This is a genomic window from Streptomyces sp. NPDC052910, from assembly GCF_055585605.1.
Window position 1 is genome coordinate 73,890 of the sequence record NZ_JBVJJR010000001.1, and the last position, 26,967, is coordinate 100,856.

The following is a 26,967-nucleotide window of genomic DNA, read 5'->3' on the forward strand; positions in this document are numbered from 1 at the left end:
GAGGGGGCGGCCGGGCGGCCCTTACGCGGGTCCGGCGGGATTCCCCCGACCGGGTTCACCGGCCGGCGGGTCAGCGGGCGGGCAGGCGGTGATCGGCCGGCGGTCGGCCGGCGTCAACTGTCGAAGCCCAGCCCCACCTTGTCCATCGCCTTGAGCCAGAGGTTGCGCCGCCCGCCGTTCTCGTCGGCCCGGGTCATCGACCACTGGGTGATGCCGATCCCCACCGACCGCACCGGTTCCGGCGGGAAGGGCAGGGGTCTGCTGCGGACCATCTCCAGCTCGGTGCGCTCGGTCCGCTCCCCCGCCAGCAGGTCGAGCATGACGTCGGCGCCGAACCGGGTGGCCCCGACACCGAGTCCGGTGTAACCGAGGGCGTAGGCGACCCGGCCGCCGTGCGCGGTGCCGAAGAAGGCCGAGAAGCGGGAGCAGGTGTCGATGGCGCCGCCCCAGGCGTGGGTGAAGCGGACGCCCTCCAACTGCGGGAAGCAGCGGAAGAAGTGCTCGGCGAGCCGCTGGTAGGTGGCCGGGTGGTGGTCGTACTCGGCCCGGACCTCGCCGCCGTAGTGGTAGACGATGTCGTAGCCGCCCCACAGGATCCGCCGGTCGGCGGTGAGGCGGAAGTAGTGGAAGTGGTTGGCCGAGTCGCTGAGCCCCTGCCGCCGCTTCCAGCCGACGGCCGCGAGCTGCTCCTCGGTCAGCGGCTCGGTGACGAGGACGTAGTCGTAGACCGGGGCGATGAACGGGCGCAGCCGCTTGACCAGCGACGGATAGACGTTGGTGCCGAGGGCGGCCCGCCGGGCGAACACCCGCCCGTAGGGGGTGCGGACGGCGACCCCGGCGCCGCGTGAGGACAGGCCGCTGCCGGGGGTGTGCTCATAGATCCGCACGCCGAGCTCCAGGCAGGCGCGCTTGAGGCCCCAGGCGAGCTTGGCCGGGTGCAGCATGGCGACGCCGTCGCGGTTCCAGAGGCCGGCCAGGAAGGTCGGGGAGTCGACCTCGGCGCGCAGGGCGTCGCGGTCGAGGTACTCGTGGCCGGTGATGCCGTGGGCCGCGTATTCCTCCGCGGCCTCACGCAATTCGGCCACCTGGTGCGGGGCGGTGGCGATGTCGATCTCGCCGGTGCGTTCGAAGTCGCAGTCGATGGAGTGGCGGCGGAGGGCGGCCTCGATGCCGTCGAGGTTGCGCCGGCCGAGCTCCTCCAGGCGGTGGAGCTCGTCGGGCCAGCGGGCGAGGCCGTTGGCGACGCCGTGGGTGAGGGAGGCGGCGCAGAAGCCGCCGTTGCGGCCGGAGGCGGCCCAGCCGGTCTCCTCGGCCTCGATGAGGACGACGTCGCGGGCGGGGTCGCGTTCCTTGGCGTTGAGGGCGGTCCAGAGCCCCGAGTAGCCGCCGCCGACGACGAGCAGATCGCAGTGCTCGTCGCCGACGAGGGCGGGGCGGGGGTCGGGCCGGCCGGGGTCGTCGAGCCAGTAGGGGCGCAGAGCGGTGTCGGAAAGTGATTGGGCAGGGTTCATGGCACGAGCGGCCATGTTCTCAGCTCCTTCGGCTGCCTCTTCTTCTGTTTTTCCGGCGTCCGGCCAGTTGGCCGGCCAGGACGCACAGGACGGCGACGGCGAACATCGCCGTGCCGACGACATTGATCTGAACGGGCGTGCCCCGCTGCGCGGCTCCCCAGACGTACATGGGGAAGGTCACAGTGGAGCCGGCGTTGAAGTTGGTGATGACGAAGTCGTCGAAGGAGAGCGCGAACGACAGCAGGGCCCCGGCCGCGATGCCGGGCGCGGCGATCGGCAGCGTGACGCGCAGGAACGTCTGGAGCGGCGTGGCGTAGAGGTCCTGCGCGGCCTGTTCCAGCCGCGGGTCCATGCTCGCCACCCGGGCCTTGACGGCGGTGACGACGAAGCTCAGGCAGAACGTGATGTGGGCGATGAGGATCGTCCAGAAGCCGAAGGCCACGCCCGTGTTGAGGAAGAGGGTGGCCATCGAGGCGGCCATCACGACCTCGGGCATCGCCATCGGCAGGAAGACCAGTCCGCTCACCCCGGCCCGGCCGCGGAAGCGGTGGCGGGCCAGGGCGAAGGCGGCCAGGGTGCCGAGCACGGTGGCGCCCACGGTGGCCCAGAGGGCGATCCAGAGGCTGAGCGACAGCGAGCCGCAGAGGCCGGCGACGTCGCAGGGGTGCGTCCAGGCGTCCGTGGAGAACCGCCGCCACTCGTAGTTGAAGCGGCCGGCGGGCTTGTTGAACGAGAAGACGGTGACGATGACGTTGGGCAGCAGCAGGTAGGCGAGGGTGCCCAGACCGGCGATCACCACCAGGTGGCGGCGGAACCAGTGCAGCGGGCGGGCGGCGGCGCGCATCAGACGACGTCCTCCGTTCCGGCCCGCCGGAGGTAGACGGTGACCATGGCGAGGATCACGGCCATGAGGAGGAAGGACAGCGCCGCGGCGGTCGGGTAGTCGAGCACGCGCAGGAACTGCGACTGGACGACGTTGCCGATCATCTTCTGGTCCGGGGAGCCCAGCAGTTCGGCGTTGATGTAGTCGCCGGCGGCGGGGATGAAGGTGAGCAGCGTGCCGGCCACGACGCCGGGCATGGACAGCGGGAAGGTCACCCGGCGGAACGTGGTGAACGGGCTCGCGTAGAGGTCGCCCGCGGCTTCGTGGAGCCTGCCGTCGATGCGTTCCAGGGACGTGTAGAGCGGCAGGATCATGAAGGGCAGGAAGTTGTAGGTGAGGCCGCAGACGACGGCCAGCGGGGTGGCGAGGAGCCGGTGCCCCTCGGTGACGCCGAGCGCGTCGGTCAGGCCCAGGACGTGCAGCGAGTCCAGGGCGGCGACCACGGGTCCGCCGTCGGACAGGATTGTCTTCCAGGCCAGGGTGCGGATCAGGAAGCTGGTGAAGAACGGTGCGATGACCAGCACCATCAGCAGGGTGCGCCAGCGCCCGGCCCGGAAGGCGATGAGGTACGCGAGCGGGTAGCCGAGCAGCAGGCAGAGCGCGGTGGCGGCGGTGGCGTAGCCGATGGAGCGGAGGAACTGGGGCCAGTAGGCGTCCAGGGCGTCCCAGTAGGTGGCGAAGTGCCAGGTGACCCGGAAGCCGTCCTCCAGCGAGCCGGTCTGGACGGAGGTCGACGCCTGGTAGACGAGGGGGGCCACGAAGAAGACCAGCAGCCAGAGGATGCCGGGGAGGAGCAGCCAGTAGGGGACGCGCCGGCCCGGGGCGGACGGCCGGGCGGGGGTCTCGGTGGGGTCGGGGGCGACCGTCGTCATGAGGGTGCCTCCCCCAGGTCCACGTCGGTGCCCGCCTCGATGCGCTGCGCGGCGTCCAGTCCGAAGCCATGGCCGGGGTTCCAGTGCAGGAGCACCTCGGCGCCGGGGACCAGCCGGGGGTCGCGCTCGACGTTCTGGGCGTAGACGGACAGACCGGACGTGCCGGTGGCGACCGGCGCGTCGACGAGGTACTGGGTGGAGACGCCGATGAAGCTCGCGGAGCTGATACGTCCGCGCACCCGGTTGCGGCCGTCGGGCACGGTCTCGGCGTCGTCGGCGTGGGTGAGCGCGATCTTCTCGGGCCGTATGCCGACGAGGATCTTGTCACCGGTGCGCGCCGGGACCTGGCAGCGGGCGACGGGCAGCGCGAGCTTGCCGTCGGCGGCGCGCAGCACGAGGTCGTCGCCGGAGGCGTCGACGACCTCGGCGGTGATGAGGTTGGAGGTGCCCAGGAAGTTGGCGACGAAGGTGGTGCGCGGGGTCTCGTAGAGGTCGGCGGGGGCGCCGAGCTGCTCGACCCGGCCGGCGTTCATCACGGCCACGGTGTCGGCCATCGTCATCGCCTCCTCCTGGTCGTGGGTGACGTGCACGAAGGTGATGCCGACCTCGGTCTGGATCCGCTTGAGTTCGAGCTGCATCTGGCGGCGGAGCTTGAGGTCCAGGGCGCCCAGCGGCTCGTCGAGCAGCAGCACCTGAGGGTGGTTGATGAGCGCGCGGGCGACGGCCACGCGCTGCTGCTGGCCGCCGGAGAGCTCGTGCGGCCGGCGCCGGGCGAGGTCGCCGAGCTGGACGAGGTCGAGCATCTCGCCGACCTGTTTGCGCACGGACTTCACACCGCGCCGGCGCAGGCCGAAGGCGACGTTCTCGTGGATGTCCAGGTGCGGGAAGAGCGCGTAGCTCTGGAAGACGGTGTTGACCGGGCGCTTGTACGGCGGCAGAGCGGTGACGTCCCGGCCGGCGAGGACGACGCTGCCGGCGGTGGGGGCCTCCAGGCCGGCGATCATGCGCAGGGTGGTGGTCTTGCCGCAGCCGGAGGCCCCGAGCAGGGCGAAGAACGAACCCGCGGGGACGGAGAGGTCCAGCGGGTGCACGGCCGTGAAGGCGCCGTAGCGCTTGCTGATCCCGGCCAGGCGGACGTCGGTTCCGCTGCCGCCGGGGCCGCTCGGGGCGGTTGCAGTCATGGGTGTGGATCCATCGGATGTGGGGGCGTAGAGCACATAACAGTGACATACGGACGGGGGTGTCCGCGTACGGGCCGTGCGGGTGCCGCATCGCTCACTCCTCCGTTGCCCGCCGGGGCCGTGGCCACGACGGACTCCGCCGTCGCTCCTACCGGATGTGATCGCCGATCCTGGCAGAGGAAGCGGCCCACAACAAGAGATTCCGTCGCGGAGATTTCACTCCACGACGGAATCAGTGTTGTCGGTACGGTGAGTCGTCCGGACGGCCGCGACGGCCCGTCGGGTCACCACATGGCGATGCCGAGGGCGCTCGCAATGAAGGCGAACCAGAGCAACGGGAGGATCAGGGCGACGATGCCCAGCACGACGCCGGCCGTGGCGGAACTGCGGTTGGTTGCCTGCCCCTTGGTGACCCTCGACCGGCCGACGGCGCCGAACACGATGCCGAGGATGCCGAGCACGAAGGCGAAGAAGTACAGGAAGGGCAGCAGACCGCAGACCGCGCCGATGATGCCGGTGACGAGACCGGCCGTGCCCAGGCCGTTGTTCGGCTGCATCGGCATCCCGTACGGGCCGACGCCGTACGGCTGGACGGGCGGCGCCATCGGATAGGCGCCCTGCGGCTGGCTCCCCGGGCCCGGGTAGCCGTAGCCGGGCGGCTGGGGCGGCTGCTGCGGAGGCGGCCCGTAAGGATTCTGACCGTAACCGGACAAAGGTGATCCCCTCATTGTAGATACGCCGGGCAATGCTATGGGTAAAGCAGGGCGAAGATCCGCCCTCCGCGGATATTCACTCTCCGTTGTCAGTGGCCGGTGCCAGAATGTGCGGCATGACGAGGGGAACGGGGAATGACGTGGTGGACACGGGTGTGGAGAGCGCACGGACGGTCGAGGAGCTGACGGCGGCCGTCACACGCGGTGAGCGTCCCAAGTACGTCTTCTTCTGGGGGCACCGCCCGCGGCGGGACGGCGCGGTGGGGCCGGGGTGTTTCAGCCAGTGGTGGCCGTCCCCCTTCACGGTGGACGGCACGGCCTACGCGACGGCGGAGCACTGGATGATGGCGGGCAAGGCCCGGCTGTTCGGCGACGCCGAGGCCGAGGCCCGGGTGCTGGCCGCGGCCCACCCCAAGCAGGCCAAGGACGCCGGCCGGACGGTGCGCGGCTTCGACGAGGAGAAGTGGCGGAGGCACCGCTTCGAGCTCGTCGTCGAAGGCAGCGTGCACAAGTTCGGCCACCACCCGGAGCTGCGGGACTACCTGCTCGGCACCGGGAGCAGGGTGCTGGTGGAGGCCAGCCCGCTGGACCGGGTGTGGGGCATAGGCCTCGCCGCGGACGACGAGCGCGCCGGGGACCCGGCCCGCTGGAACGGGCTGAACCTGCTGGGCTTCGCCCTGATGGAAGCCCGTCAGCGGCTGGCGGACACCACGAACGGCTCCCGGCCGGCGGCGCCCGACGCGTAACCGCCGGGAGCGCCGGACGCGTCGGAAGCCCGGTGGGTCACGTCGCTGATCTCGGTGACGTCGGGATCGTCGCCGTAGCGGTCGTCCCCGTGCTCCTCGTCGTCCGGCAGGTTGAGCACCAGGACGAGGACGGCCACGGAGGCGGCCAGTCCGAGCGCGCCGAGGATCAGCCCGGCCATGGCCTGACCGCGGTTGGACGCCACCCCCCGGACGGCCTTCGCCCGCCCGACGGCCCCGAAGACGACGGCGAGGACCCCGAGGACCAGCCCCAGGATCACGGAGACGGAGAGCACGAGCGAGACGATGCCCAGCACGAGCGCGGCCGTGCCGAACCCGTTGTCCGGGACGGCGGGCGCCGGCGGCAGCGAGCCGTACGCCGGGCCCGGACCGTACGGCAGTCCGGTGCCGGGCGGCGGGCCCGCGCCGTACGGCAGTCCCGGGCCGGCGTGGGAGCCCGGCCCCGGGGGCACGGCCTCGTACGCCGGGTACGGCGACGGCCCGTACGGGGAGCCGCCCCGCGGTCCGTAGGGGGCGGGAGGCTGCCACGCGCTCGGGGTGCCGGGCCCGGTGGGGGCCGGGGGGACGGGCGGCACGACGCCGTCCCGTACCGGAGGCGCCGGAGCCATGGGCACCGGAGCCACGGGCACTGTCGGAGCGGGCGCCGGCGGTGCGGGTGGCGGGAGTGGTGGACGAGCGGCTTCGGAGCCCTTGCCGAGCGGGACTCCGCCCCCGTCGACCGGTACTCCCCGCGTCGGCGCGGCCCACGGATCGCGGTCCCGCGGCTCCTGCTGCGCGCTGCCCGTGTCGGACACTGGCCCTCCCCTGCTCCCCCGTCATGCTACGGCCTCCGCGAACGGCGCCGGAGACCGCCCGCATACGATGATCCGACCCGCGATCCGACCCGCCGACCGACTCTTCCCCGGAGGCCAGCATGTCAGCGCTCGACCCCTTCATCGCCGGCCTGCCCAAGGCCGAACTGCACGTACACCACGTCGGCTCGGCCTCCCCGCGCATCGTCGCCCAACTGGCCGCCCGGCACCCGGACTCCCCGGTGCCCACCGACCCCGAGGCCCTGGCCGACTTCTTCACCTTCCGCGACTTCGCGCACTTCATCGAGGTCTACCTGTCGGTGGTCGACCTCGTCCGCGACGCCGAGGACGTCCGGCTGCTGACGTACGAGATCGCCCGGGACATGGCCCGGCAGAACATCCGGTACGCGGAGCTGACGGTCACTCCGTTCAGCTCGGTGCGGCGCGGCATCCCGGACGTGGCCTTCGTCGAGGCGATCGAGGACGCCCGCAAGGCGGCCGAGACCGAGCTGGGCGTGGTGCTCCGCTGGTGCTTCGACATCCCCGGCGAGGCCGGTCTCGAGGCGGCCGAGGAGACCACCCGCATCGCGTGCGACCTGCGGCCGGACGGTCTGGTCTCGTTCGGTCTCGGCGGCCCCGAGATCGGCGTCCCGCGCCCGCAGTTCAAGCCCTACTTCGACCGCGCCATCGCCGCCGGACTGCACAGCGTGCCGCACGCCGGGGAGACCACCGGCCCCGAGACGGTCTGGGACGCGCTGACCGCGCTGCGCGCGGAGCGCATCGGCCACGGCACCAGCGCTCCCCGGGATCCCCGGCTGCTGGCGCACCTCGCCGAGCACCGCATCCCGCTGGAGGTCTGCCCCACCTCCAACCTGGCCACCCGGGCCGTGACCGACATCGAGCGGCACCCGATCAGGGAGATGGCCGCCGCGGGCGTCCTGGTCACCGTCAACAGCGACGACCCGCCGATGTTCGGCACCGACCTCAACAACGAGTACGCGGTGGCCGCCCGGCTGCTGGAGCTCGACGCCCGGGGCGTCGCGGACCTCGCCAAGAACGCGGTCGAGGCGTCGTTCATGGACGCGGCGGGCAAGGCCCGGCTCACCGCGGAGATCGACGCGTACACGGCGGCCCACGCGGGCTGAGCGGCGTGCGGGCAGGGCAGCACCGGGGCCTCCCCGCGCCCGCACGCGGCCGGCGCGCCACCCGCGCCCGGAAACCGCCGGCATCTCCCCCCGCCCTGGCGCGGCCGGCCCGTCCCCGTACTCGGACGAGGCCGGGCGTTTCGGGGCCCCGCCGGTACGACCGGCCCCGGCGGGCACTCGGGCACTCGGGCACTCGGGCACTCGGGCACTCGGGCACAGCCGACCGGCCGCGTGCCCGAAGGCGGCCGGCCCACCCGCACGCCCCGCATGCCCCGGCCTCTCCCCGCATCGCCCCCGCCTCGCCCCGACTCAAACCCGCATCGCCCCCGCGCCGCCCCCGCGTCGACAACACAGCCGGCCGTACCACCGGCCCCGCCCGCCCCGCGGCTCCCCTTCCGGCCACAATGGGCGGATGCCGATCACCCGCGCCTTCCAGGCCGTCGCCCACCGCGGCGACCCGTACGTCCACCGCGAGAACACCCTGCCGTCCATCCGCTCGGCCCGCCGGGCCGGGGCGGCGGCGGTGGAGATCGACGTCCGGCTCACCCGCGACGGGGTGCCCGTCCTGCTGCACGACGCCACCCTGCGCCGGCTGTGGGGCCACGACCGCGCCCTCGCCTCGGTGACCGCCGACGAACTGCGCGCCCTGACCCGCGGCGGAGTGCCGACGCTGCGGGAGGCGCTGACGGAGGACGGCCCGGGGCGGCTGTTCGTCGACCTCCCGGACCCGTCCGCCGCGGCCGCCGCCGTCGCCGAGGTGCACGCGGCGGGTGCCGCCGCCCGCGTCTACTACTGCGGCGCCACCGAGTCCATGCGCGAGGTGCGGCGGGCCGATCCGGAGGCGGAGATCGCCCTCACCCGGACCACCCTGACCCCGCCCTCCCCGGCCCTGCTCGCCGCGGTCCGCCCGCACTGGCTCAACTACCGCTTCGGGCTGGTGAGTCCGGAGCTGGTCGCCCGGCACCACGCCGACGGCTACCTGGTCTCCGCGTGGACGGCGGACACCCGGCGCTCCATGCGGCGCCTGCTGGCCGCCGACGTCGACTCGATCACCACGAACCGGGTGAGCACCCTCCGGGCGCTGCTGGCAGCCTGAGACACGCCGCCCCCACGGCGCGGCCGGGACGCGTCGGAGGTCTCACGGCCTCACAGCCCCACGATCTCGTTCCACTCCTTCGCGAACCCCGGCCGCTCCTTCGCCGAGATGTCGCGCGCCGTCGCCAGCCGCTTCCGCATGTCGTCGGTCGGGAAGATCAGCGGGTTCCCCGCCAGCTCGGCGAGCTCCTTCTCCTTCGAGGCGGCGAGCACGTCCCGCGCGGCGGGGACCGGGCAGACGTAGTTGACGGACGCGGCCAGCTCCGCCGCGACCTCCGGCCGGTAGTAATGGTCGATCAGCCGCTCGGCGCTCGCCTTGTGCCGGGCGAGGTCCGGGATCATCAGGCTCTCCGCCCACAGTTCCGCGCCCTCCTCGGGCACCACGAAGGCGATGTCCGGGTTGTCGGCCTGGAGCTGGATGATGTCCCCGGAGTACGCCTGGCAGGCCAGCACGTCGCCGGAGGACAGTTCCTTGATGTAGTCGTTGCCGGTGAACCGGCGGATGTGCCGCTTGGCGACCAGGCGGCGCAGCCGGTCCGTCATGCGGTGGAAGTCGTCGGCGGTCCACCGGGTGACGTCGACGCCGTCGCCCATCATCAGCAGGGTGAACGCCTCGTCCATCCCGGACAGCAGGGTGACCCGGCCGCGCAGGTCGTCCTTCCACAGCTCGGCCGTGCTGCGGATCTCGCGGCCCAGCTTCTTGCGGTGGTAGGCGATGCCGGTGATCCCGGACTGCCAGGGCACGGTGTGCTTGCGGCCGGGATCGAACGACGGCCTGCGCAGCAGCGGGTCGAGGTGCCGGGCGACGTTCGGCTGCGCGGCGCGGTCCATCTCCTGCACCCAGCCGAGGCGGACGTATCGGGCGCACATCCAGTCGCTGACGACGATCAGATCGCGCCCGGTGTCCTGATGGTTCATCAGGGCGGGGCTGATCTTCCCGAAGAACTCGTCGTTGTCGTTGATCTCCTCGGTGTACTTCACCGAGATGCCGCTGCGCTTCTCGAACGCCTCCAGGGTGGGGCGCCGGCCGGGGTGGTCCTCGTCGGTGTCGATGTACAGCGGCCAGTTGGCGAACGTCAGGCGCCGGTCGGTGGCGGAACGATCCTTCGCGGCGCGGTCGCCGGGGGCGATGTAGGCGGCCGGGACTCCACAGCCGGCGAGCGCGGCTCCACCCGCGCCGGCGACCGTCGCGCGCAGCAGGGAGCGGCGGGACAGGTGCTTCACGGGCTTCTCTCGCATGACGGCAGGATGGGGGAGGCGATCTTCGCGGACAAGGGGCGGGGTGTCCGGAGATCGGGGGTGCCGGCAGACGCTTCGCCGGGCCGTCGATGATACGGGAACGCCGGGGGCGGGGTCAGTCGCGGGGGAACTTGTCGGTGGCGATCGTCAGGCCGAGCGGGGTGCGGGTCAGGTCGACGGGCTCGCCGAACTCGACGATCAGTTCCGAACGGTAGGTGCCGCCCCGGGGAGAGGTGTGGGCATGACACCGGCCGGTAGAGGGGTCGATGATCAGGAGGACGGGCACACCGGCCGCGGCGTAGGTCCGCTTCTTGGGGCCGTGGTCGTTGCTCCTGGTGCCCTCCGAGACGACCTCGACGACGAGCTCCACATCCTTCGGCGCGTACTGGCCCCTCGCGTCGGGCCGGCCCCCGTCCGCCACTTTGACCAGGTCCGGGCAGAACCCGTTCCGGTACCCGGGGAAATCCATTCGCACATCCGAATCGATGGGGGATTCCTCGCCGAAGTGGTCGACAAGCTGCCGCAAAACCGTTCGAATGATGCGCCAGTGGCCAGGGGTCTTCGGCGTGATGTACACCGTCCCCTCGACGATCTCGATGTGATGACCCTCAGGGGCCGGCAGGCGCTCCAGAGCACCGAACATGCCGTCCAGGAACGTGTCACCCGGCTCTTCTTCCGGGACTGTCCCCTCCGTATCGAGCCGGTCCGCATCGATCACCGTTCCGCCCCCTCCCGCGCGCCACCTGCGCACACGGTCGAACGACAAACGCGGGCCCGGGACACGGCCTGTCCCGGAACCCGCGTTCGAACGCGTGAGGCGTCAGCCCAGCGACGTCATCACGTGCTTGATCCGCGTGTAGTCCTCGAACCCGTACGCCGACAGGTCCTTCCCGTACCCGGACTTCTTGAAGCCGCCGTGCGGCATCTCCGCGACCAGCGGGATGTGGGTGTTGATCCACACACAGCCGAAGTCCAACCGCTTGGACATCCGCATGGCCCGCGCGTGGTCCTTCGTCCACACCGACGAGGCGAGGGCGTACTCGACGCCGTTGGCGTAGGCGACGGCCTGGTCCTCGTCCGTGAAGGACTGAACGGTGATGACCGGGCCGAAGACCTCCTTCTGGATGATCTCGTCGTCCTGCTTGAGCCCGGAGACGACGGTCGGGGCGAAGAAGTAGCCCTTCTCGCCGACGCGGTGTCCGCCGGTCTCGACCTTGGCGTGCGCGGGCAGCCGCTCGATGAAGCCGGTGACCTGGGCGAGCTGGTTGGCGTTGTTGAGCGGACCGTAGAGCACGTCCTCGTCGTCCGGCCGCCCGGTCTTCGTGTCGGCCGCGGCCTTGGCGAGGGCGGTGACGAACTCGTCGTGGACGGACTCGTGGACGAGGACGCGGGTGGCAGCCGTGCAGTCCTGGCCGGCGTTGAAGTAGCCGGCCACGGCGATGTCCTCGACGGCCTTGGCGAGGTCGGCGTCCTCGAAGACGATGACGGGCGCCTTGCCGCCGAGCTCCAGGTGGACGCGCTTGACGTCCTTGGCCGCCGACTCGGCGACCTGCTGCCCGGCCCGTACGGAACCGGTGACCGACGCCATGGCGGGCACCGGGTGCTCCACCATCAGGCGGCCGGTGTCGCGGTCGCCGCAGACGACGTTGAAGACGCCCTTGGGGTGGCCCAGCTCCTCCAGCACCCCGCCGATGATCTCGGCGAGCAGGACCGTGGAGGCCGGGGTGGTGTCGGACGGCTTGAGCACGACGGTGTTGCCCGCGGCGAGCGCCGGGGCGAACTTCCAGACGGCCATCATCATCGGGTAGTTCCAGGGGGCGACCTGGGCGCAGACGCCCACCGGCTCGCGGCGGACGATGGAGGTCATCCCCTCCATGTACTCGCCGGCCGAGCGGCCTTCCAGCAGCCGGGCGGCACCGGCGAAGAAGCGGATCTGGTCCACCATCGGGGGGACCTCTTCGCTGCGGGTGAGGGCGAGGGGCTTGCCGGTGTTCTCCGACTCGGCGGCGATCAGCTCCTCGGCCCGCGCCTCGATCGCGTCGGCGATCTTGAGCAGGACCTTCTGGCGCTCGGCCGGGACCAGGTCGCGCCAGACGGGAAAGGCCTCCTCGGCGGCGGCCATCGCGGCGTCGACGTCGGCGGCGCCGGACAGCGGGGCGGTGGCGTACGCCTCACCGGTGGCCGGATTGACCACCTCGGTGGTCCGTCCGTCCGCGGCGTCCCGGAACTCCCCGTTGATGTAGTTGCGCAACCGGCGCGGCTCGGTGGTCACGGTGTGCACCTCTCCTGTGAGATGTCCGACGGGTGAGACACCCAGCCTAGCCAGGAGGGCCACGCTTTCGATATACCCACCAGCCAGGAGCAACGGAATCAGTTATTCAGCGTGCCTTCGACAACGGATTTCATCGCCGGATGCTTGTCATACGGCGGACTCCTCCTGCACAGTGGCCTGGTGGCCACTCGTAACGCAGCCGATCCCAAGGGCGCCCCCGGCGCACCGCCCCTCGACGCCGTCTCCCGGGCGATCATCGAACAGCTCCAGGAGGACGGGCGCCGGCCCTACGCCGCCATCGGCAAGGCCGTGGGGCTGTCCGAGGCGGCCGTCAGGCAGCGCGTGCAGAAGCTGCTGGACCAGGGCGTGATGCAGATCGTCGCCGTCACCGACCCGCTCACCGTGGGCTTCCGCCGGCAGGCCATGATCGGGATCAATGTCGAAGGGGACCTCGACCCGGTCGCCGACGCCCTGACGGCGATGGACGAGGTGGAGTACGTCGTGGTGACGGCCGGCTCCTTCGACCTGCTCATCGAGATCGTCTGCGAGGACGACGACCACCTGCTGGACGTGATCAACAAACGCGTCCGCACCCTGCCCGGTGTGCGCTCCACCGAGAGCTTCGTCTACCTCAAGCTCCGCAAACAGACCTATACATGGGGAACCCGATAGCCGTGAGCAGCAAGGACCTCTCCCAGACGGCGTACGACCACCTGTGGATGCACTTCACCCGCATGTCGTCGTACGAGAACGCCCCCGTGCCGACGATCGTCCGCGGCGAGGGCACGTACATCTACGACGACAAGGGCAAGCGCTATCTGGACGGCCTGGCCGGGCTGTTCGTGGTGCAGGCGGGCCACGGCCGCGTCGAACTGGCCGAGGCCGCCGCCAAGCAGGCACAGGAGCTGGCCTTCTTCCCGGTGTGGAGCTACGCCCACCCCAAGGCGATCGAACTGGCCGAGCGCCTGGCCCACTACGCGCCCGGCGACCTGAACAAGATCTTCTTCACCACCGGCGGCGGCGAGGCCGTCGAGACGGCGTGGAAGCTGGCGAAGCAGTACCACAAGCTCACCGGCAACCCCGGCAAGTACAAGGTCATCTCGCGGGCAGTGGCCTACCACGGCACCCCGCAGGGGGCGCTGTCCATCACCGGCCTCCCGGCCCTCAAGGCGCCCTTCGAGCCCCTGGTCCCCGGCGCCCACAAGGTGCCCAACACCAACTTCTACCGCGCGCCGATCCACGGGGACGACCCGGAGGCGTTCGGCCGCTGGGCCGCCGACCAGATCGAGCAGCAGATCCTCTTCGAGGGCCCCGAGACCGTCGCCGCCGTCTTCCTGGAGCCGGTGCAGAACGCCGGCGGCTGCTTCCCGCCGCCGCCCGGCTACTTCGCGCGGGTGCGGGAGATCTGCGACCGGCACGGGGTGCTGCTCGTCTCGGACGAGGTCATCTGCGCCTTCGGCCGGCTCGGGACGATGTTCGCCTGCGACAAGTTCGGCTACGTGCCGGACATCATCACCTGCGCCAAGGGCATGACCTCCGGCTACTCCCCCATCGGCGCGGCCGTGGTCTCCGACCGGATAGCCGAGCCGTTCTTCAAGGGAAAGAACACCTTCCTGCACGGCTACACCTTCGGCGGCCACCCGGTCTCGGCCGCCGTCGCCCTGGCCAACCTCGACCTCTTCGAGCGCGAGGGCCTCAACCGGCACGTGCTGGACCAGGAGTCCGCCTTCCGCGCCACGCTGGAGAAACTGCGCGACCTGCCGATCGTCGGCGACGTGCGCGGCGACGGCTTCTTCTACGGCATCGAGCTGGTGAAGGACAAGACCACCAAGGAGTCGTTCACACCGGAGGAGTGCGAGCGGCTGCTCTACGGCTTCGTCTCGAAGGAGCTGTTCGAGGCAGGCCTCTACTGCCGGGCCGACGACCGCGGCGACCCGGTCGTCCAACTGGCCCCGCCGCTCGTCTCCGACCAGGGCACCTTCGACGAGATCGAGCAGATCCTGCGCGGCGTCCTCGGCGAGGCCTGGGCCCGGATCTGACGGTCCGGGGGCCCGGCGGGGGCTCGCGCGCGCCATGTCGGCGGTGCGCGCGGGCCCCTCGCCGGACCCTCCTCGCCCCTTCCCGCCCCATGAGGCCGTTTCCGCCCCCGCACACCCTCTTCGCTCCCTCGCGCCATGAGCCCGATGGGAGGAAAGTGGGCCACTCCTGGACCACTCCCGCGCCGAGCCTGGACCGGGGCTAGGATCCCCGTTCCGTACGGTGCCAGTGACCCAATGGCCCCCGGTTCGTTCACCCGGACAGGGGAACGGACCCTCCAGCGACCCGAGGTGTGCTCGAAATGGTGGCCCCGCCGGACAACGACGTGCTCTGGGCACGCGGCCTGCACTACTCCTACAACGGTTCCCCCGCCCTCGCAGGCGTGTCCGTCGGTATCCGCGAGGGCGAGGTCCTCGCGGTCACCGGGCCGCGCGGCGCGGGGAAGACCACCCTTCTCCAATGTCTTTCCGGCCAGCTCGTGCCCGACTCCGGCGAGGTGTGGTTCAACAGCGCGCCGGTGCACACCCTCCCCCGCCCGGCGCGCGAGCGGCTGCGGCGCGAGCGGTTCGGCTGGATCGACAGCGTCCCGCACCTCGTGCCCGAGCTGACCGGCTGGGAGAACGCCGCGCTCCCCCTGCTGGCCCGGGGCACCGGCCACCGCGCCGCCAAACAGGCCGCCGCCGAGTGGCTGGAACGCCTCGACGTGGGCGACTGCGCCCGCAAACGGCCCGGCGCGCTCTCCCGGGCCCAGTGCCAGCGCATCTCCGTCGCCCGCGCCCTGGCCTGCGAGCCCACCGTCGTCTTCGCCGACGACCCCACCGCGCCGCTGCACAGCACCGACCGGGCCCAGGTCCTGCGCACCCTCACCACCGCGGCCCGCTCCCACCACATCACGGTCGTCCTCGCGACACCGGACGACGAGGAAGCCGCGCTCGCCGACCGGACGGTCGGCCTCGCCGACGGCCGCCGGGGCGGCGGCATCCCCGCACCGGACGCTCCCGACGGGGAGGGCAGGGCCGCGTGCTCAGTCTCCGCCTGACCCGGGGCGCGCACCCGCTCGTCCTGCTCCGGCGCGTGCTGGTCGCCGCCGCCGCGGCGGGCGCCGCCTTCCTGCTGCTCTGCGCCCTCGGATACGCGGTCGCGCACCCGAAGCGGCCGGAGGAAGGGGTCGTGCGGCTGCTGTGGTGCGCGGTTCCCTGCGCGGCGGTCGTGTACTTCGCGCTGGCGGTGGCCCGGACGGACCCGGCCACCCGGCCCCGGGACGGGCTGGACGCGATCGGGCTCGGGCCGGTGCGGCTCGCCCTGCTGGCGGCCACCTCGACGGCCGTCACCTGCTGCCTGGGCAGCGGCGCCGCCCTCCTCGTCTACCTGGAGCTGCGGGGCGACCTCGGCGGCACCCCGCTGAGCGGAACGGCGCACCGGCTGCTGGACGGCGGCCACGCCCTGCCCTGGGCCGCCACCGTGACCCTGCTCGCCCTGCTGCCCGCCGTGAGCTCCGGCGTGTGCGCCCTCGTTCTGCGCCCGCGCGAGGCGGCGCGCCGGCGCCCGGGCCCGGCACACGCCCGTCCGCAGCCGGACGACACCGGCGTACCGTCGCGCGGCGCGCCCGTCCGGCCCTCGTACGCCGGGCTCCCCTGGGGCATCGCCGTCATCGCCACCGGCCTCGCCCTGGTGGCGTACGTGGGCCACGCGCCCGCGCCCGAACCGGGGCGGCTGCTCGCGCTCCCCGGCCAGGACGGCGGCGCCTCCCCCGGCCTCCTCGGCGGCTGGCTGCTCACCGTGCTGGGCCTGGTCCTGGCCGGGCCCGGGCTGACCCACTGGTGCGGGGCGGCGCTGGCGGCCGGGCGGCCCGGTCCCGTCCGGATGCTGGCCGGACGCATGCTCCAGGACGCGGCGACGCGCCTGGGCCGGCCGCTCGGTGTGCTGTGCGCGGTCGCCGCCGGTGCCCTGGCCGCCGCCGAGCTCTACGGTGTGGCCTGGGAGGCCGCCGGCCCCCGGCCGTTCGGCCCGCTCACCGGGCTGGGCGCCGCCGTGGTCATGGCCTGCGCCACCGCCACGGCGATCACCGCCGCTCTGGATACTCGGCAGGTGCGTTCCGAGACGACGGCGGCGTTGCTGCGGCTGGGGTTGCCGGGGTCGCTGCTGCGGGGCGCCGCCGCTGTTCGGACCGTCGCCCTGGTCGCCGTTCTCGCCCCGCTGACGTGGGTGATCGCGGAGTTGGCGGCGTTGCCGCTGACGCGGTGAGGGTGCCCCGGCCCCTCCCCTAGAGGGGGCACCCCCATATCACCGTTTCCTGGGGGCCAGCCCCCAGACCCCCGTGTCCTCAAGTGCCGGACGGGCTGAAACAGCCCGTCCGGCGCTTGAGGACAGCGCCCGCAGGGCGCTTCGGGGGTGCGGGGGCGTAGCCCCCGCAAGAAACGGTGAAAGGGAGGGGCCGGGGCACTCCTACACGCGCTGCGCGGACGCCTCGGGCGCCTCCGCGACGGTTGGCGCCGCCCCATGGCTGTCGGGCTCGCCGAACCAGGCGACAGCGACCGCGCCCGCCACGGCCAGGATGAATCCCAGGACGGCCACCCAGGCGAACCCCGCCCGAGAAGCGTCGCCGAGCAGCAGGACGCCGATGATGCCGGGGAGGATCGTCTCGCCGACGACCAGCGCGGCCGTCGCCCCGTTGACCGACCCGATCTGCAGGGCCACCGTGTGCAGGTACATGCCGACGCCACCCGAGATCAGGATCGCGTAGAGAGCGGGGTCGGCGAGAAGAGTGGGCACGTCGAACGGATCGATGCCGTCGAGTATGCGGACCCCGACACCGATGGCACCGAAGCCCAGCCCGGAGAGCAGACCGGCGAGGATCGCGGCCCGGGAGCCCATCAGCCGCACGGCCACCGTGCCACCGGCCATCAGCACGACGGAGATGATCAGCAGCCACCAGTGCGTGGACCGAGCGGTCTCCCCGCTGCCCTCGTGCCCGGCGGCCGTCGCGAGCAGCACCAGAGCGACGCAGACCACGGCGATGGACGCCCACTCGGGACGCTTGAGCCGGATGCCGAGCAGCTTGATGCTGAGCAGCGCCGTGACGATCAGGTTGGCGCTGATGACCGTCTGGGAGAGGAAGAGGGGCAGCATCCGGGCCGCGAGCGCGCCGAGGCCGAAGCCGAGGAAGTCCAGGACCGTACCGACCATGAACTCCCACGTCACGGCGGCCTTGGCGGTGGAGGACAGGCTGGGTCCGCCGTGCTGGGTCACGCCCGCCTCGGGGGACGAGGCCGCCTCCCGCTGAGCGGATTTCCGCGATCCCACGGCTTGCAGGACCGAACCCGTGCCGTAGCACGCCGAGGCCGCGACAGCCGTCACAAGGCCGATGATCACCAATTGCTCCGTTCGCCAATGAACCGCCTGCTCCTGAACCAGACGTCCAATGCGGCGAGGAAGTTGCCTTGGGTCAAGAACTGGTCAAGAAAAGAAGGGGGCCCGGGCGCTTCCCCGCCGTCCCGGGAGAACTCAGTCTCCCAGCACCACCACGTGCTCCGGGTCGAAAGCGACACGGACCCGGGCGCCCACCTCCGGCGCGTGCGCCAGCGCGCACGCTGCCTGGAGCGCCGGGCCGTGCTCCGGGCGCAAGGAGACCAGCACATGGTCGCCGCGGAAGGTCCGGGCCGTGACCTCGCAGGGAAGGCCGTCCTCCACCAACCGGACGCCGCCGGGCCGCACCAGGAGCGGAGACGCGCCCTCCGGCGCACCGGCCGGGACGGGCACCTTGCCCCACGGGGTGTCGGCCCGGTCGCCCGAGACCGTCGCGGGGACGACGTTGTCGAAGCCGAGGAAACGGGCCACGAACTCCGAGGCGGGCCGCCGCCACACCTCCAGGGGCGTGCCCTGCTGGGCGATCCGGCCGTCCCGCATCACCACCACCCGGTCGGCGAGCGCGAACGCCTCGCCCTGGTCGTGGGTGACCGCCAGCACGGTCGTGCCGAGCCGGCCGAAGAGCTGCCGCAGCTCGGTCACCAGCCGCTCGCGCAGGCTCCGGTCGAGCTGACCGAGGGGCTCGTCCAGCATCAGCAGCCGGGGACTCGGCGCGAGCGCCCGGGCCAGGGCGACGCGCTGCTGCTCGCCGCCGGACAGCGCGGCGACGGACCGGCGCCCGGCGCCCGGCAGGCCGACCAGGTCCAGGAGTTCCGTGACGCGCCCTCGGGCCTCGGCCCGGCCGGCGCCTCGGGTGCGCAGGCCGAAGGCGACGTTCGCCGCCACGTCCCGCTGCGGGAACAACTGGTGGTCCTGGAACATCAGCCCCACCCCGCGCCGGTGCACCGGCACTCCGCCGACGTCCTCGCCGGACAGGAACACCCGCCCCGCGTCGGCCCGCTGGAGCCCGGCGACCACCCGCAGCAGCGTGGACTTGCCGCTGCCGCTGGGGCCGAGGACACAGACGATCTCGTGCTCGGCCACGTCGAGGTCGACGGCGTCCAGGACGGTCCGGTCACCGAAGCGGACGGTGACGCCTTCCAGGCGCAGCATCGGAGCGGTCGGCATCGCAGCGGACGGCATCGCAGCGGTCGGCATCAGAACTCCCCCGTACGGTCGGTGCGGACGCGTTCCAGCACCAGCAGCGCCACGGCGCACACCAGCATCAGGATCGTGCTCAGGGCCATCGCCTGCCCGTAGTTCAGCTCCCCGGGCCGGCCCAGCAGCCGGGCCACGGCCACGGGAAGCGTGGGGTTGTCAGGACGGGCGATGAAGACGGTGGCGCCGAACTCGCCGAGGGAGACGGCGAAGGCGAAGCCCGCCGCGACCGCCAGCGCCCGGCCGACCATCGGCAGGTCCACCTCCCGCCAGACCCGCCACGGGGACGCGCCGAGCACCGCCGCGGCCTCCCGCAGCCGCGGGTCGACGGCGCGCAGCACCGGCAGCATCGTGCGCACCACGAACGGCACTCCGACCAGCGCCTGGGCCAGCGGCACCAGGATCCAGGAAGTCCGCAGGTCCAGCGGCGGCTCATCCAAGGCGATCAGAAAGCCGAAGCCGACGGTCACGGCGGAGGTGCCCAGCGGCAGCATCAGCAGCGCGTCGAAGCCGCGGACCAGCCGGCCCTCGCGCCGGGTGAGCGCGGCGGCGGCCAGTCCCCCGACGGCGACCGCGATGGCCGTGGCCGCGAGACCGTACGCCAGCGAGTTGCCGATCGTCTCCAGCGGGGCGACGCCGAGCACACCGTCGTCCCCGGCCGAGGCCAGGGCGCGGTAGAAGTCGAGGCCGTAGCCGTCGGGCCCGTCGAAGGAGCGCAGCACGAGCACCGCGAGCGGCAGCACGAGCAGCGCGGTCACACTGGCCAGCACGGCGGCCAGCAGCCCCCACTGGGCGGCGCCGCGCGGCCGGCGCGCGGTGCGGCGCGCGTCCACCAGGCGCAGGACGGACTCGCGCCGGCGCACGGTCCAGGCGTGCACCAGGAGCAGGGCGGCGACGGCGGCGAACTGGACGAGGGTGAGGACGGCGGCCGTCGGCAGGTCGAGCAGCTCGGCGGTCTGCCGGTAGATCTCGACCTCCAGCGTGGCGTACCGCGGGCCGCCCAGGATCTGGACGGCGCCGAAGGAGGTGAAGGTGAAGAGGAAGACCATCAGCGCCGCGGCGGCCACCGCCGGGGCGAGGGCGGGCAGGGTGATCCGCCGCCAGGCGGCGAACCGGCCGGCGCCGAGCACCCGCGCGGCCTCCTCCTGCCGGGGGTCGAGCTGCGCCCAGAGCCCGCCGACGGTCCGGACGACCACGGCGTAGTTGAAGAAGACGTGGGCGAGCAGGATCGCCCACACGGAGTTGTCGAGCCGGACGCCCCACAGCTCGTCGAGCAGCCCCCGCCGCCCGAGCAGCGCCAGGAAGGCCGACCCGGCCACGACGGTGGGCAGCACGAACGGGACGGTGACCACCGCCCGCAGCAGCCCCTTGCCGGGGAAGTCGAAGCGCGCCAGGACGTATGCGCCGGGGAGCGCGAGCACCAGCGTGAGCGCCGTGGAGGCCGCCGCCTGCCAGGTGGTGAACCACAGGACGTGCCCGGTCGCCGGGTCGCTGAGCACCTCGCCGATCCGGCCGAACCGCCACCGCCCGTCCGCCTTCAGCCCCCGCGTGACGATCGCCGCCACCGGATAGGCGAAGAAGAGACCGAAGAAGGCGAGCGGGACGGCCATCAGGCCGAGGCGGACACCCGTCCCTCGCGCTCCGCGATCCTTCGGTGCGGTTACTTCAGGACGATCGAGGACCATGCCTTGACCCACTGATCACGGTTCTTCGCGATCTTCTCGGGGGCGAGCGTCTGCGGGGCGTCGACCGTCGCGCCGAATTTCGTGAACAGCTCGGGCAGCTTCGCGTCCGTCACCACCGGCTTGACGTACATGCTGAGCGGCACGTCCTCCTGGAACCGCTTGCTCAGCAGGAAGTCCAGCAGCGCCTTGCCGCCCTTGGCGTTCTGCGCGCCCTTGAGCAGCCCGGCGTACTCGGTCTGCCGGAAGCAGGTGCCGGTCGCGACGCCGGTCGGCGCCTCGTCCGCCGACTTCGGCTGCGCCTTCATGCCCTGCACCTCGGCCGGCGGGCTGGAGGCGTAGGAGACGACGAGCGGCCGGTCGCCCTTGGCCTTGCGGCCGGCGGCGGAGCCGGAGAAACGGTCGTTGTACGCCTGCTCCCAGCCGTCGACGACCTCGACGCCGTTGTCCTTGAGCTTCTTCCAGTAGTCCTGCCAGCCTTCGTCACCGAACTTGGCCACCGTCGCGAGCTGGAAGGCGAGGCCCGGGGAGGAGGTGGCCGCGTTCTCGGTGACCAGCAGGCCCTTGTACTCGGGCTTCACCAGGTCGTCGAGGGTCTTCGGCGGCGTCAGCTTGTGGCCGGTGAAGTAGGCGCGGTCGTAGTTGACGCAGATGTCACCGGAGTCGACGGGCGTCACCCGGTGCTCCGCGTCGTCGGCCCGGTACTCCTTCGCCACCCGGTCCAGGCCCTTGGCCTCGTACGGCTCGAAGATCCCGTTGTCGAGGGCGCGGGAGAGCAGCGTGTTGTCCACGCCGAAGAACACGTCCCCCTGCGGGTGGCTCTTGGACAGGATCGCCTGGTTCACGGCCCGCCCGGCGTCGCCGCTCTTGAGCGTCTTGACCTTGTACCCGGTCTGTGCCGTGAACTCCTTCAGCACATCCGGGGAGACGACGAACGACTCGTGCGAGACGAGGGTGACCGTCTTGCCGCCGTCCGTCTCCTTGGCCTCGTCGGAGCCGCCGCAGGCCGCGAGGACCGGAACGGCCAGGGCGGAGACGGCGACGGCGCCCAGGGCACGCCGGAGGGTGGTGTTCATGGTCGAGCTGACTCCCTACGCCGGTACTAACCGGATCAGGTCCGAGGGTCTGCGGCGTGGCCGCACTCTCAGCGCTGTGTGCGCTCCCCTGTCGGATTGTTCATTTGTGCGAGCGGTGCGAGTGCACCGTATCAGTGCACCCGCCCGCTTCCCCGCCCTCGGCGAGGCTCAGCGCTCGGTCGCCGCCAACTGACCGCAGGCGCCGTCGATCTCCTGACCACGCGTGTCCCGGACGGTGACCGGGACGCCGTGGGCGGCGATCGCCGCGACGAACGCCCGCTCGTCCTCCGGGCGGGACGCCGTCCACTTCGAGCCCGGCGTGGGGTTCAGGGGGATCAGGTTCACGTGCACCCGCTTGCCCTTGAGCAGCCGGCCCAGCAGGTCGCCGCGCCACGCCTGGTCGTTGATGTCCCGGATCAGGGCGTACTCGATGGAAATCCGGCGGCCGGACTTCTCCGCGTACTCCCAGGCCGCGTCCAGGACCTCGCGGACCTTCCAACGGGTGTTGACCGGGACGAGCGTGTCGCGCAGCTCGTCGTCGGGCGCGTGCAGCGAGACGGCGAGGCGGCACTTGAAGCCCTCGTCGGCGAACCGGTGCATCGCCGGCACCAGGCCGACGGTGGAGACGGTGATGCCGCGCTGCGACAGCCCCAGGCCGTCCGGCTCGGGGTCGGTCAGCCGGCGGATGGCGCCGACGACGCGCTTGTAGTTGGCCAGCGGCTCGCCCATGCCCATGAAGACGATGTTCGACAGCCGCGCCGGGCCTCCCGGGACCTCACCGTCGCGCAGCGCCCGCATGCCGTCCACGATCTGGTGCACGATCTCGGCGGTCGACAGGTTGCGGTCCAGACCGGCCTGGCCGGTGGCGCAGAACGGACAGTTCATCCCGCAGCCGGCCTGTGAGCTGATGCACATGGTGACCCGGTCCGGGTAGCGCATCAGGACGGACTCGACGAGCTTGCCGTCGTGCAGCCGCCACAGCGTCTTGCGGGTGGTGTCGTCGTCGCACGAGATGTGCCGCACGACGCTCATCAGCTCCGGCAGCAGTTCGCCCGCGAGCTTCTCGCGGGCGGCGGCCGGGATGTCCGTCCACTGCGCGGGGTCGTGCGCGTACCGCGCGAAGTAGTGCTGGGACAGTTGCTTCGCCCGGAACGGCTTCTCACCGATGGCGGCGACGGCCTCCTTGCGCTCCGCGGGCGAGAGGTCGGCGAGGTGCCGCGGGGGCTTCTTGGCTCCGCGGGGGGCGACGAAAGTGAGTTCTCCGGGCTTAGGCATGGTTCTTCTAGTGTCGCAGACGCGCGGGTGGGGCCCGCCGTCCTGTGGACAGCGGGCCCCACCCGAGGGGAATACGCAGGTCAGCCGAGGTTCAGTCGGCGCCGACGAAAGCGACCGGCAGTGATCGCACCACCGGCGCCCGCGTCACCCGGCGCCGACGAAAACCACCAGCAGCAACCACACCACCGGCGCCGTCGGCAGCAGCGAATCCAGCCGGTCCATGATGCCGCCGTGACCCGGGAGCAGCCGGCCCATGTCCTTGATGCCCAGGTCCCGCTTGATCATCGACTCGCCGAGGTCGCCCAGGGTCGCGCTCACCGCGACGGCCAGGCCGAGCAGCAGGCCCTGCCACCACACCCCGTCGTCGATCAGGAAGCGCATGCACAGCGCGCCCGCCGCCATGGCGAACAGCACGGCACCGATCAGACCCTCGCGGGTCTTGCCGGGGCTGATGCGCGGGGCGAGCTTGCGCTTGCCGAAGCGCCAGCCCACCGCGTAGGCACCGGTGTCGCTGACCACCGTGAGGATCAGGAAGGTCAGCACCCGCCAGGCACCGTCGTCGGCTGCCAGCATCAAGGCCACGAAGGTGGCCAGGAACGGCACGTAGAACGCGGTGAAGATGCCCGCCGTGACATCCTTGAGGTAGTCGTCCGGCGGCTCGGTCATCCGCCACACCAGCACCGCGAGCGCGGTGAGGGCCATGGCCACCCACGCACCCTCGGCGCCGTCGGCGTACCCCGCGACGATCATCGCGGCCCCGCCGATGGCGAGCGGCACCAGAGGCGCCTTGATGCCCTTCCGCTCGGCGAGCCGGGAGGTCAGCTCCCACAGCCCGACCACCACGGCGACAACGATCACGCCGAGGAAGACGGGCTTGTAGACGAAGAGCGAGGCGACGATGACCGCGCCGAGCCCCAGGCCCACCCCTATCGCGGCGCGCAGATCGCGGCCCGCGCTCTTCTTCCCCGCCTTGGGCGCCTGGGGGGCGGGTTCCTGCGGCCGGATGTCGGGCTCCCCTCGGTGACGTTCGTCGCGTTCATCGCGTTCATCGCGGAACAGGGGGCCACCGAGGTGAGTGGCCCCCTGGTCACGGTCCTCCTGGTCTCCGCCTGCGTCGGGCACGATCGGCATGGCCCGAGTCTGCGCCGCCCCGGCCGCTTCGCGCACTGGACCCGCCGGGAACGGGGTGTGCCGGTCGGCGGATCCCCACTGCCCGGCGCGCGACGGGGTTCCCCAGGATGCGTCGTTCATCAGACCTCGAGCAGCTCGGCTTCCTTGTGCTTGAGCAGCTCGTCCACCTGCGCCACGTACTTCGCGGTGGTGTCGTCGAGCTCCTTCTCGGCGCGGCGCACCTCGTCCTCGCCGGACTCCTTGTCCTTGACGAGCTTGTCCAGGGCGTCCTTGGCCTTGCGGCGGATGGAGCGGATCGAGACCTTGGCGTCCTCGCCCTTGCCCTTGGCGACCTTGATGAACTCCCGGCGGCGCTCCTCGGTGAGCTCGGGGAAGTTCACTCGGATGATGTTGCCGTCGTTGCTGGGGTTGACGCCCAGGTCGGAGTCGCGAATGGCCTGCTCGATGTTGCGCAGGGCGCTCTTGTCGAACGGGGTCACCACGGCCATGCGCGGCTCGGGGACCGAGAACGACGCCAGTTGGTTGATGGGCGTCAGCGCACCGTAGTAGTCCGCCACGATCTTGTTGAACATCGCCGGGTGGGCACGCCCGGTGCGGATCGCCGCGAAGTCCTCCTTGGCGACCACGACGGCCTTCTCCATCTTCTCCTCGGCTTCGAGGAGGATCTCTTCGATCACCACTTGCTCCTGGTGTTATCAGTAAGCAGAGCCTCGCCCCTGCGCGCGTCTTCTCCTGCACGGTGTCCGACCGGCAGGCGGTTGTCCATCCCCGGGCCGTGGTCTTCCCGCGGCCCCGGGTTGCCGTCCGCCGCTGCCCGGGGGGCGCGGCGGACGGCCGTACGGGCGTCTCAGTCCCGCGTGCCCTGGTCGCTCACGAGCGTGCCGATCTTCTCACCCTTGACGGCGCGGGCGATGTTGCCCTCGGCGAGCAGCTCGAACACCAGGATCGGCAGCTTGTTGTCCATGCACAGGCTGATGGCGGTGGCGTCCGCGACCTTCAGGCCGCGCGCCAGCACCTCGCCGTACTCCAGGGCGTCGAACTTCACCGCGGCGGGGTTCTTCTTCGGGTCCGAGTCGTAGATCCCGTCGACACCGTTCTTGCCCATGAGGATCGCCTCGGCGTGGATTTCCAGGGCGCGCTGGGCGGCGGTGGTGTCGGTGGAGAAGTAGGGCATGCCCATGCCCGCGCCGAAGATCACGACGCGGCCCTTCTCCAGATGGCGCACGGCGCGCAGCGGAATGAACGGCTCGGCGACCTGGCCCATGGTGATGCCGGTCTGGACGCGGGTCTCGACCCCCTCCTTCACCAGGAAGTCCTGGAGGGCGAGGCTGTTCATGACCGTGCCGAGCATGCCCATGTAGTCGGAGCGCGCCCGGTCCATGCCGCGCTGCTGGAGCTCGGCTCCGCGGAAGAAGTTGCCGCCGCCGATGACGACGGCGATCTCGTAGCCCTCGCGGACCACGGCCGCGATCTCCCGGGCGATGGCGTGCACGATATCGGGGTCGACACCGAGCCCTCCGCCGCCGGCGAAGGCCTCGCCGGACAGTTTCAGCAGGAACCGGCGGGGTTTCCCGTGGTCGTCGCTCTTGCCGTCGGCGGCCCTGTGGGCGTCCGCACCCTGATTCATTGGAGTTCTCCTCGTGCACATACGAAGAAGGCCATTGCCGGTGGGTCCTTTCGGTTCCCTGTGCGGCAATGGCCTCCTCGTCACATCAGCGGCCGGCCGGTGACCGGTCGGCTGCGTACGACCCTAGCGGGTCGCGGGTCAATCGCTGCCCTGCCGAGGCTCAGGCGCCGACGCGGATGCGGGCGAAGCGCTTCAGCGTGACACCGGCCTCGTCCAGGATCTTCTGGACGGTCTTCTTGTTGTCCTTGGCGAAGGGCTGGTCCAGCAGGACCTGCTCCTTGAAGAAGCCGGTGACGCGACCCTCGACGATCTTCGGGAGGGCGGCCTCGGGCTTGCCCTCCTCGCGCGCGGTGGCCTCGGCGACGCGACGCTCGTTCTCCACGACCTCGGCCGGGATGGCGTCACGGGAGAGGAACTTCGGCGCGAACGCGGCGATGTGCTGCGCGACGTCCTTCGCGACCTCGGCGTTCTCCTTGTCCAGCTCGACCAGGACGCCGACCTGCGGGGGCAGGTCCGCGGCGGTGCGGTGCATGTACGCGGAGACGTAACCGCCGGCGAACGCCGCGAAGCGGTCCACGACGATCTTCTCGCCCAGGGTGGCGTTGGCCTCGTCGATGAACGCCTGGACGGTCTTGCCGGCCTCGATCTCGGAGGCGAGCAGGGCCTCGATGTCGGCGGGGGCGGTCTTGGCGACGTGAGCGGCGAGCGCGTCGGCCACGGCGATGAACTTCTCGCCCTTGGCGACGAAGTCGGTCTCGCACTTCAGCTCGACGATGACACCGGAGGTGTTGTCGTCGGCGATGGAGGAGACGACGGCGCCGTTCTCGGTCGTGCGGGACTCGCGCTTGGCGACGCCCTTCAGGCCCTTGACACGGACGATCTCGACGGCCTTCTCGAGGTTGCCCTCGGCCTCGTCGAGCGCCTTCTTGCAGTCCATCATGCCGGCGCCGGTGAGCTCACGGAGCTTCTTGACGTCAGCGGCGGTGAAGTTCGCCATCGTTGAAATCCTTCTTGTGCACTGTGCCCCGCCGTGCCGCTCGGCACCCGGCGGGGCAGGTCCGTCTTGAGGTCACCACGACGGCCGGCCCCCGTCCACCGGACGGAATCCGG

Annotated in this window: 25 protein-coding genes and 1 riboswitch; of the genes, 7 read left to right on the top strand and 18 right to left on the bottom strand. The window is 71.8% G+C overall.

Going from position 1 to position 26,967, the window contains the following annotated elements; translation table 11 throughout:
- Nucleotides 1–113: 113 nt before the first annotated feature.
- The 5 genes from ACZ6X9_RS00285 to ACZ6X9_RS00305 all read right to left on the bottom strand — a co-directional run bounded on the left by ACZ6X9_RS00285 (nucleotide 114) and on the right by ACZ6X9_RS00305 (nucleotide 5,175).
- Nucleotides 114–1,526 carry an NAD(P)/FAD-dependent oxidoreductase gene (locus ACZ6X9_RS00285; protein WP_469775699.1) on the bottom strand — a complete coding sequence of 471 codons (1,413 nt, stop codon included), beginning with the start codon at nucleotides 1,524–1,526 and terminating at the stop codon, nucleotides 114–116.
- 4 nt (nucleotides 1,527–1,530) lie between these two features.
- Entirely contained in the window at nucleotides 1,531–2,355 is an 825-nt protein-coding gene (locus tag ACZ6X9_RS00290) for an ABC transporter permease (protein WP_469775700.1), read from the bottom strand.
- Nucleotides 2,355–3,266 (bottom strand): ABC transporter permease, encoded by a 912-nt coding sequence (locus ACZ6X9_RS00295; protein WP_469775701.1) that lies wholly within the window; start codon nucleotides 3,264–3,266, stop codon nucleotides 2,355–2,357. Before ACZ6X9_RS00295 ends, ACZ6X9_RS00290 begins: the two co-directional genes overlap by 1 nt.
- Complete coding sequence (locus ACZ6X9_RS00300) at nucleotides 3,263–4,447, bottom strand: ABC transporter ATP-binding protein (RefSeq protein ID WP_469775702.1); 1,185 nt, start codon at nucleotides 4,445–4,447, stop codon at nucleotides 3,263–3,265. The genes ACZ6X9_RS00295 and ACZ6X9_RS00300 overlap by 4 nt, the downstream gene beginning before the upstream one ends.
- A 284-nt stretch (nucleotides 4,448–4,731) precedes the next feature.
- Nucleotides 4,732–5,175, bottom strand: a complete 444-nt coding sequence (locus ACZ6X9_RS00305; RefSeq protein ID WP_469775703.1) for a DUF4190 domain-containing protein — start codon at nucleotides 5,173–5,175, stop codon at nucleotides 4,732–4,734.
- Between the two features lie 101 nt (nucleotides 5,176–5,276).
- On the opposite strand from ACZ6X9_RS00305, the gene ACZ6X9_RS00310 reads away from it, so the two are divergent.
- Nucleotides 5,277–5,906 carry an NADAR family protein gene (locus ACZ6X9_RS00310; protein ID WP_469775704.1) on the top strand — a complete coding sequence of 210 codons (630 nt, stop codon included), beginning with the start codon at nucleotides 5,277–5,279 and terminating at the stop codon, nucleotides 5,904–5,906.
- Here ACZ6X9_RS00310 and ACZ6X9_RS00315 read toward each other — a convergent pair.
- On the bottom strand, nucleotides 5,852–6,538 hold the full coding sequence (locus ACZ6X9_RS00315; RefSeq protein ID WP_469775705.1) for a DUF4190 domain-containing protein: 687 nt from the start codon (nucleotides 6,536–6,538) through the stop codon (nucleotides 5,852–5,854). The two genes, ACZ6X9_RS00310 and ACZ6X9_RS00315, sit on opposite strands and share 55 nt — an antisense overlap.
- Nucleotides 6,539–6,837: 299 nt before the next feature.
- Between ACZ6X9_RS00315 and ACZ6X9_RS00320 the strand changes: the two genes are divergently transcribed.
- Both ACZ6X9_RS00320 and ACZ6X9_RS00325 read left to right on the top strand, forming a co-directional pair.
- A complete protein-coding gene (locus tag ACZ6X9_RS00320; protein WP_469775706.1) occupies nucleotides 6,838–7,860 on the top strand; it encodes an adenosine deaminase in 1,023 nt (340 codons plus the stop codon).
- Between the two features lie 412 nt (nucleotides 7,861–8,272).
- Complete coding sequence (locus ACZ6X9_RS00325; RefSeq protein WP_469775707.1) at nucleotides 8,273–8,956, top strand: glycerophosphodiester phosphodiesterase; 684 nt, start codon at nucleotides 8,273–8,275, stop codon at nucleotides 8,954–8,956.
- Nucleotides 8,957–9,006: 50 nt separating this feature from the next.
- Here ACZ6X9_RS00325 and ACZ6X9_RS00330 read toward each other — a convergent pair whose 3' ends face one another.
- The 3 genes from ACZ6X9_RS00330 to ACZ6X9_RS00340 form a co-directional block, all read right to left on the bottom strand.
- On the bottom strand, nucleotides 9,007–10,194 hold the full coding sequence (locus tag ACZ6X9_RS00330; protein WP_469775708.1) for a polyamine ABC transporter substrate-binding protein: 1,188 nt from the start codon (nucleotides 10,192–10,194) through the stop codon (nucleotides 9,007–9,009).
- Nucleotides 10,195–10,309: 115 nt separating this feature from the next.
- Nucleotides 10,310–10,912: a Uma2 family endonuclease gene (locus ACZ6X9_RS00335; protein ID WP_469775709.1), complete on the bottom strand. Its 603-nt coding sequence runs from the start codon at nucleotides 10,910–10,912 to the stop codon at nucleotides 10,310–10,312.
- Between the two features lie 102 nt (nucleotides 10,913–11,014).
- The gene (locus ACZ6X9_RS00340; protein WP_469775710.1) at nucleotides 11,015–12,466 is read right to left on the bottom strand and encodes a gamma-aminobutyraldehyde dehydrogenase; all 1,452 of its coding nucleotides are present in this window, start codon (nucleotides 12,464–12,466) and stop codon (nucleotides 11,015–11,017) included.
- Nucleotides 12,467–12,631: 165 nt separating this feature from the next.
- On the opposite strand from ACZ6X9_RS00340, the gene ACZ6X9_RS00345 reads away from it, so the two are divergent.
- From ACZ6X9_RS00345 to ACZ6X9_RS00360, 4 genes are all read left to right on the top strand, one after another.
- Nucleotides 12,632–13,138: an Lrp/AsnC family transcriptional regulator gene (locus ACZ6X9_RS00345; RefSeq protein ID WP_469776600.1), complete on the top strand. Its 507-nt coding sequence runs from the start codon at nucleotides 12,632–12,634 to the stop codon at nucleotides 13,136–13,138.
- Nucleotides 13,123–14,505, top strand: a complete 1,383-nt coding sequence (locus tag ACZ6X9_RS00350) for an aspartate aminotransferase family protein (RefSeq protein ID WP_469775711.1) — start codon at nucleotides 13,123–13,125, stop codon at nucleotides 14,503–14,505. Before ACZ6X9_RS00345 ends, ACZ6X9_RS00350 begins: the two co-directional genes overlap by 16 nt.
- Before the next feature lie 299 nt (nucleotides 14,506–14,804).
- Nucleotides 14,805–15,542, top strand: coding sequence for an ABC transporter ATP-binding protein (locus ACZ6X9_RS00355; protein WP_469775712.1), 738 nt, complete (start codon nucleotides 14,805–14,807; stop codon nucleotides 15,540–15,542).
- Entirely contained in the window at nucleotides 15,524–16,747 is a 1,224-nt protein-coding gene (locus tag ACZ6X9_RS00360; protein ID WP_469775713.1) for a hypothetical protein, read from the top strand. Before ACZ6X9_RS00355 ends, ACZ6X9_RS00360 begins: the two co-directional genes overlap by 19 nt.
- Nucleotides 16,748–16,948: 201 nt before the next feature.
- Here the strand turns inward: ACZ6X9_RS00360 and ACZ6X9_RS00365 are convergent, their stop codons facing one another.
- The 9 genes from ACZ6X9_RS00365 to tsf form a co-directional block, all read right to left on the bottom strand.
- Nucleotides 16,949–17,875 carry a hypothetical protein gene (locus ACZ6X9_RS00365; RefSeq protein WP_469775714.1) on the bottom strand — a complete coding sequence of 309 codons (927 nt, stop codon included), beginning with the start codon at nucleotides 17,873–17,875 and terminating at the stop codon, nucleotides 16,949–16,951.
- A 132-nt stretch (nucleotides 17,876–18,007) separates the two neighbouring features.
- A complete protein-coding gene (locus ACZ6X9_RS00370; RefSeq protein WP_469775715.1) occupies nucleotides 18,008–19,066 on the bottom strand; it encodes an ABC transporter ATP-binding protein in 1,059 nt (352 codons plus the stop codon).
- The gene (locus tag ACZ6X9_RS00375; RefSeq protein WP_469775716.1) at nucleotides 19,066–20,751 is read right to left on the bottom strand and encodes an ABC transporter permease; all 1,686 of its coding nucleotides are present in this window, start codon (nucleotides 20,749–20,751) and stop codon (nucleotides 19,066–19,068) included. The genes ACZ6X9_RS00370 and ACZ6X9_RS00375 overlap by 1 nt, the downstream gene beginning before the upstream one ends.
- Complete coding sequence (locus ACZ6X9_RS00380; protein ID WP_469775717.1) at nucleotides 20,727–21,824, bottom strand: thiamine ABC transporter substrate-binding protein; 1,098 nt, start codon at nucleotides 21,822–21,824, stop codon at nucleotides 20,727–20,729. Before ACZ6X9_RS00380 ends, ACZ6X9_RS00375 begins: the two co-directional genes overlap by 25 nt.
- Nucleotides 21,820–21,924, bottom strand: a riboswitch (TPP riboswitch). It overlaps the preceding gene by 5 nt.
- Nucleotides 21,925–21,992: 68 nt before the next feature.
- Nucleotides 21,993–23,099: a dual-specificity RNA methyltransferase RlmN gene (gene rlmN, locus ACZ6X9_RS00385; RefSeq protein ID WP_223769780.1), complete on the bottom strand. Its 1,107-nt coding sequence runs from the start codon at nucleotides 23,097–23,099 to the stop codon at nucleotides 21,993–21,995.
- A gap of 144 nt (nucleotides 23,100–23,243) precedes the next feature.
- Entirely contained in the window at nucleotides 23,244–24,350 is a 1,107-nt protein-coding gene (locus tag ACZ6X9_RS00390) for a phosphatidate cytidylyltransferase (protein ID WP_469775718.1), read from the bottom strand.
- Nucleotides 24,350–24,907, bottom strand: coding sequence for a ribosome recycling factor (gene frr, locus ACZ6X9_RS00395; RefSeq protein ID WP_433023639.1), 558 nt, complete (start codon nucleotides 24,905–24,907; stop codon nucleotides 24,350–24,352). The genes ACZ6X9_RS00390 and frr overlap by 1 nt, the downstream gene beginning before the upstream one ends.
- A gap of 170 nt (nucleotides 24,908–25,077) precedes the next feature.
- Nucleotides 25,078–25,857, bottom strand: coding sequence for a UMP kinase (gene pyrH, locus ACZ6X9_RS00400; RefSeq protein WP_004944811.1), 780 nt, complete (start codon nucleotides 25,855–25,857; stop codon nucleotides 25,078–25,080).
- A 160-nt stretch (nucleotides 25,858–26,017) separates the two neighbouring features.
- Nucleotides 26,018–26,854, bottom strand: a complete 837-nt coding sequence (tsf, locus tag ACZ6X9_RS00405; protein ID WP_469775719.1) for a translation elongation factor Ts — start codon at nucleotides 26,852–26,854, stop codon at nucleotides 26,018–26,020.
- Nucleotides 26,855–26,967 lie beyond the last annotated feature (113 nt).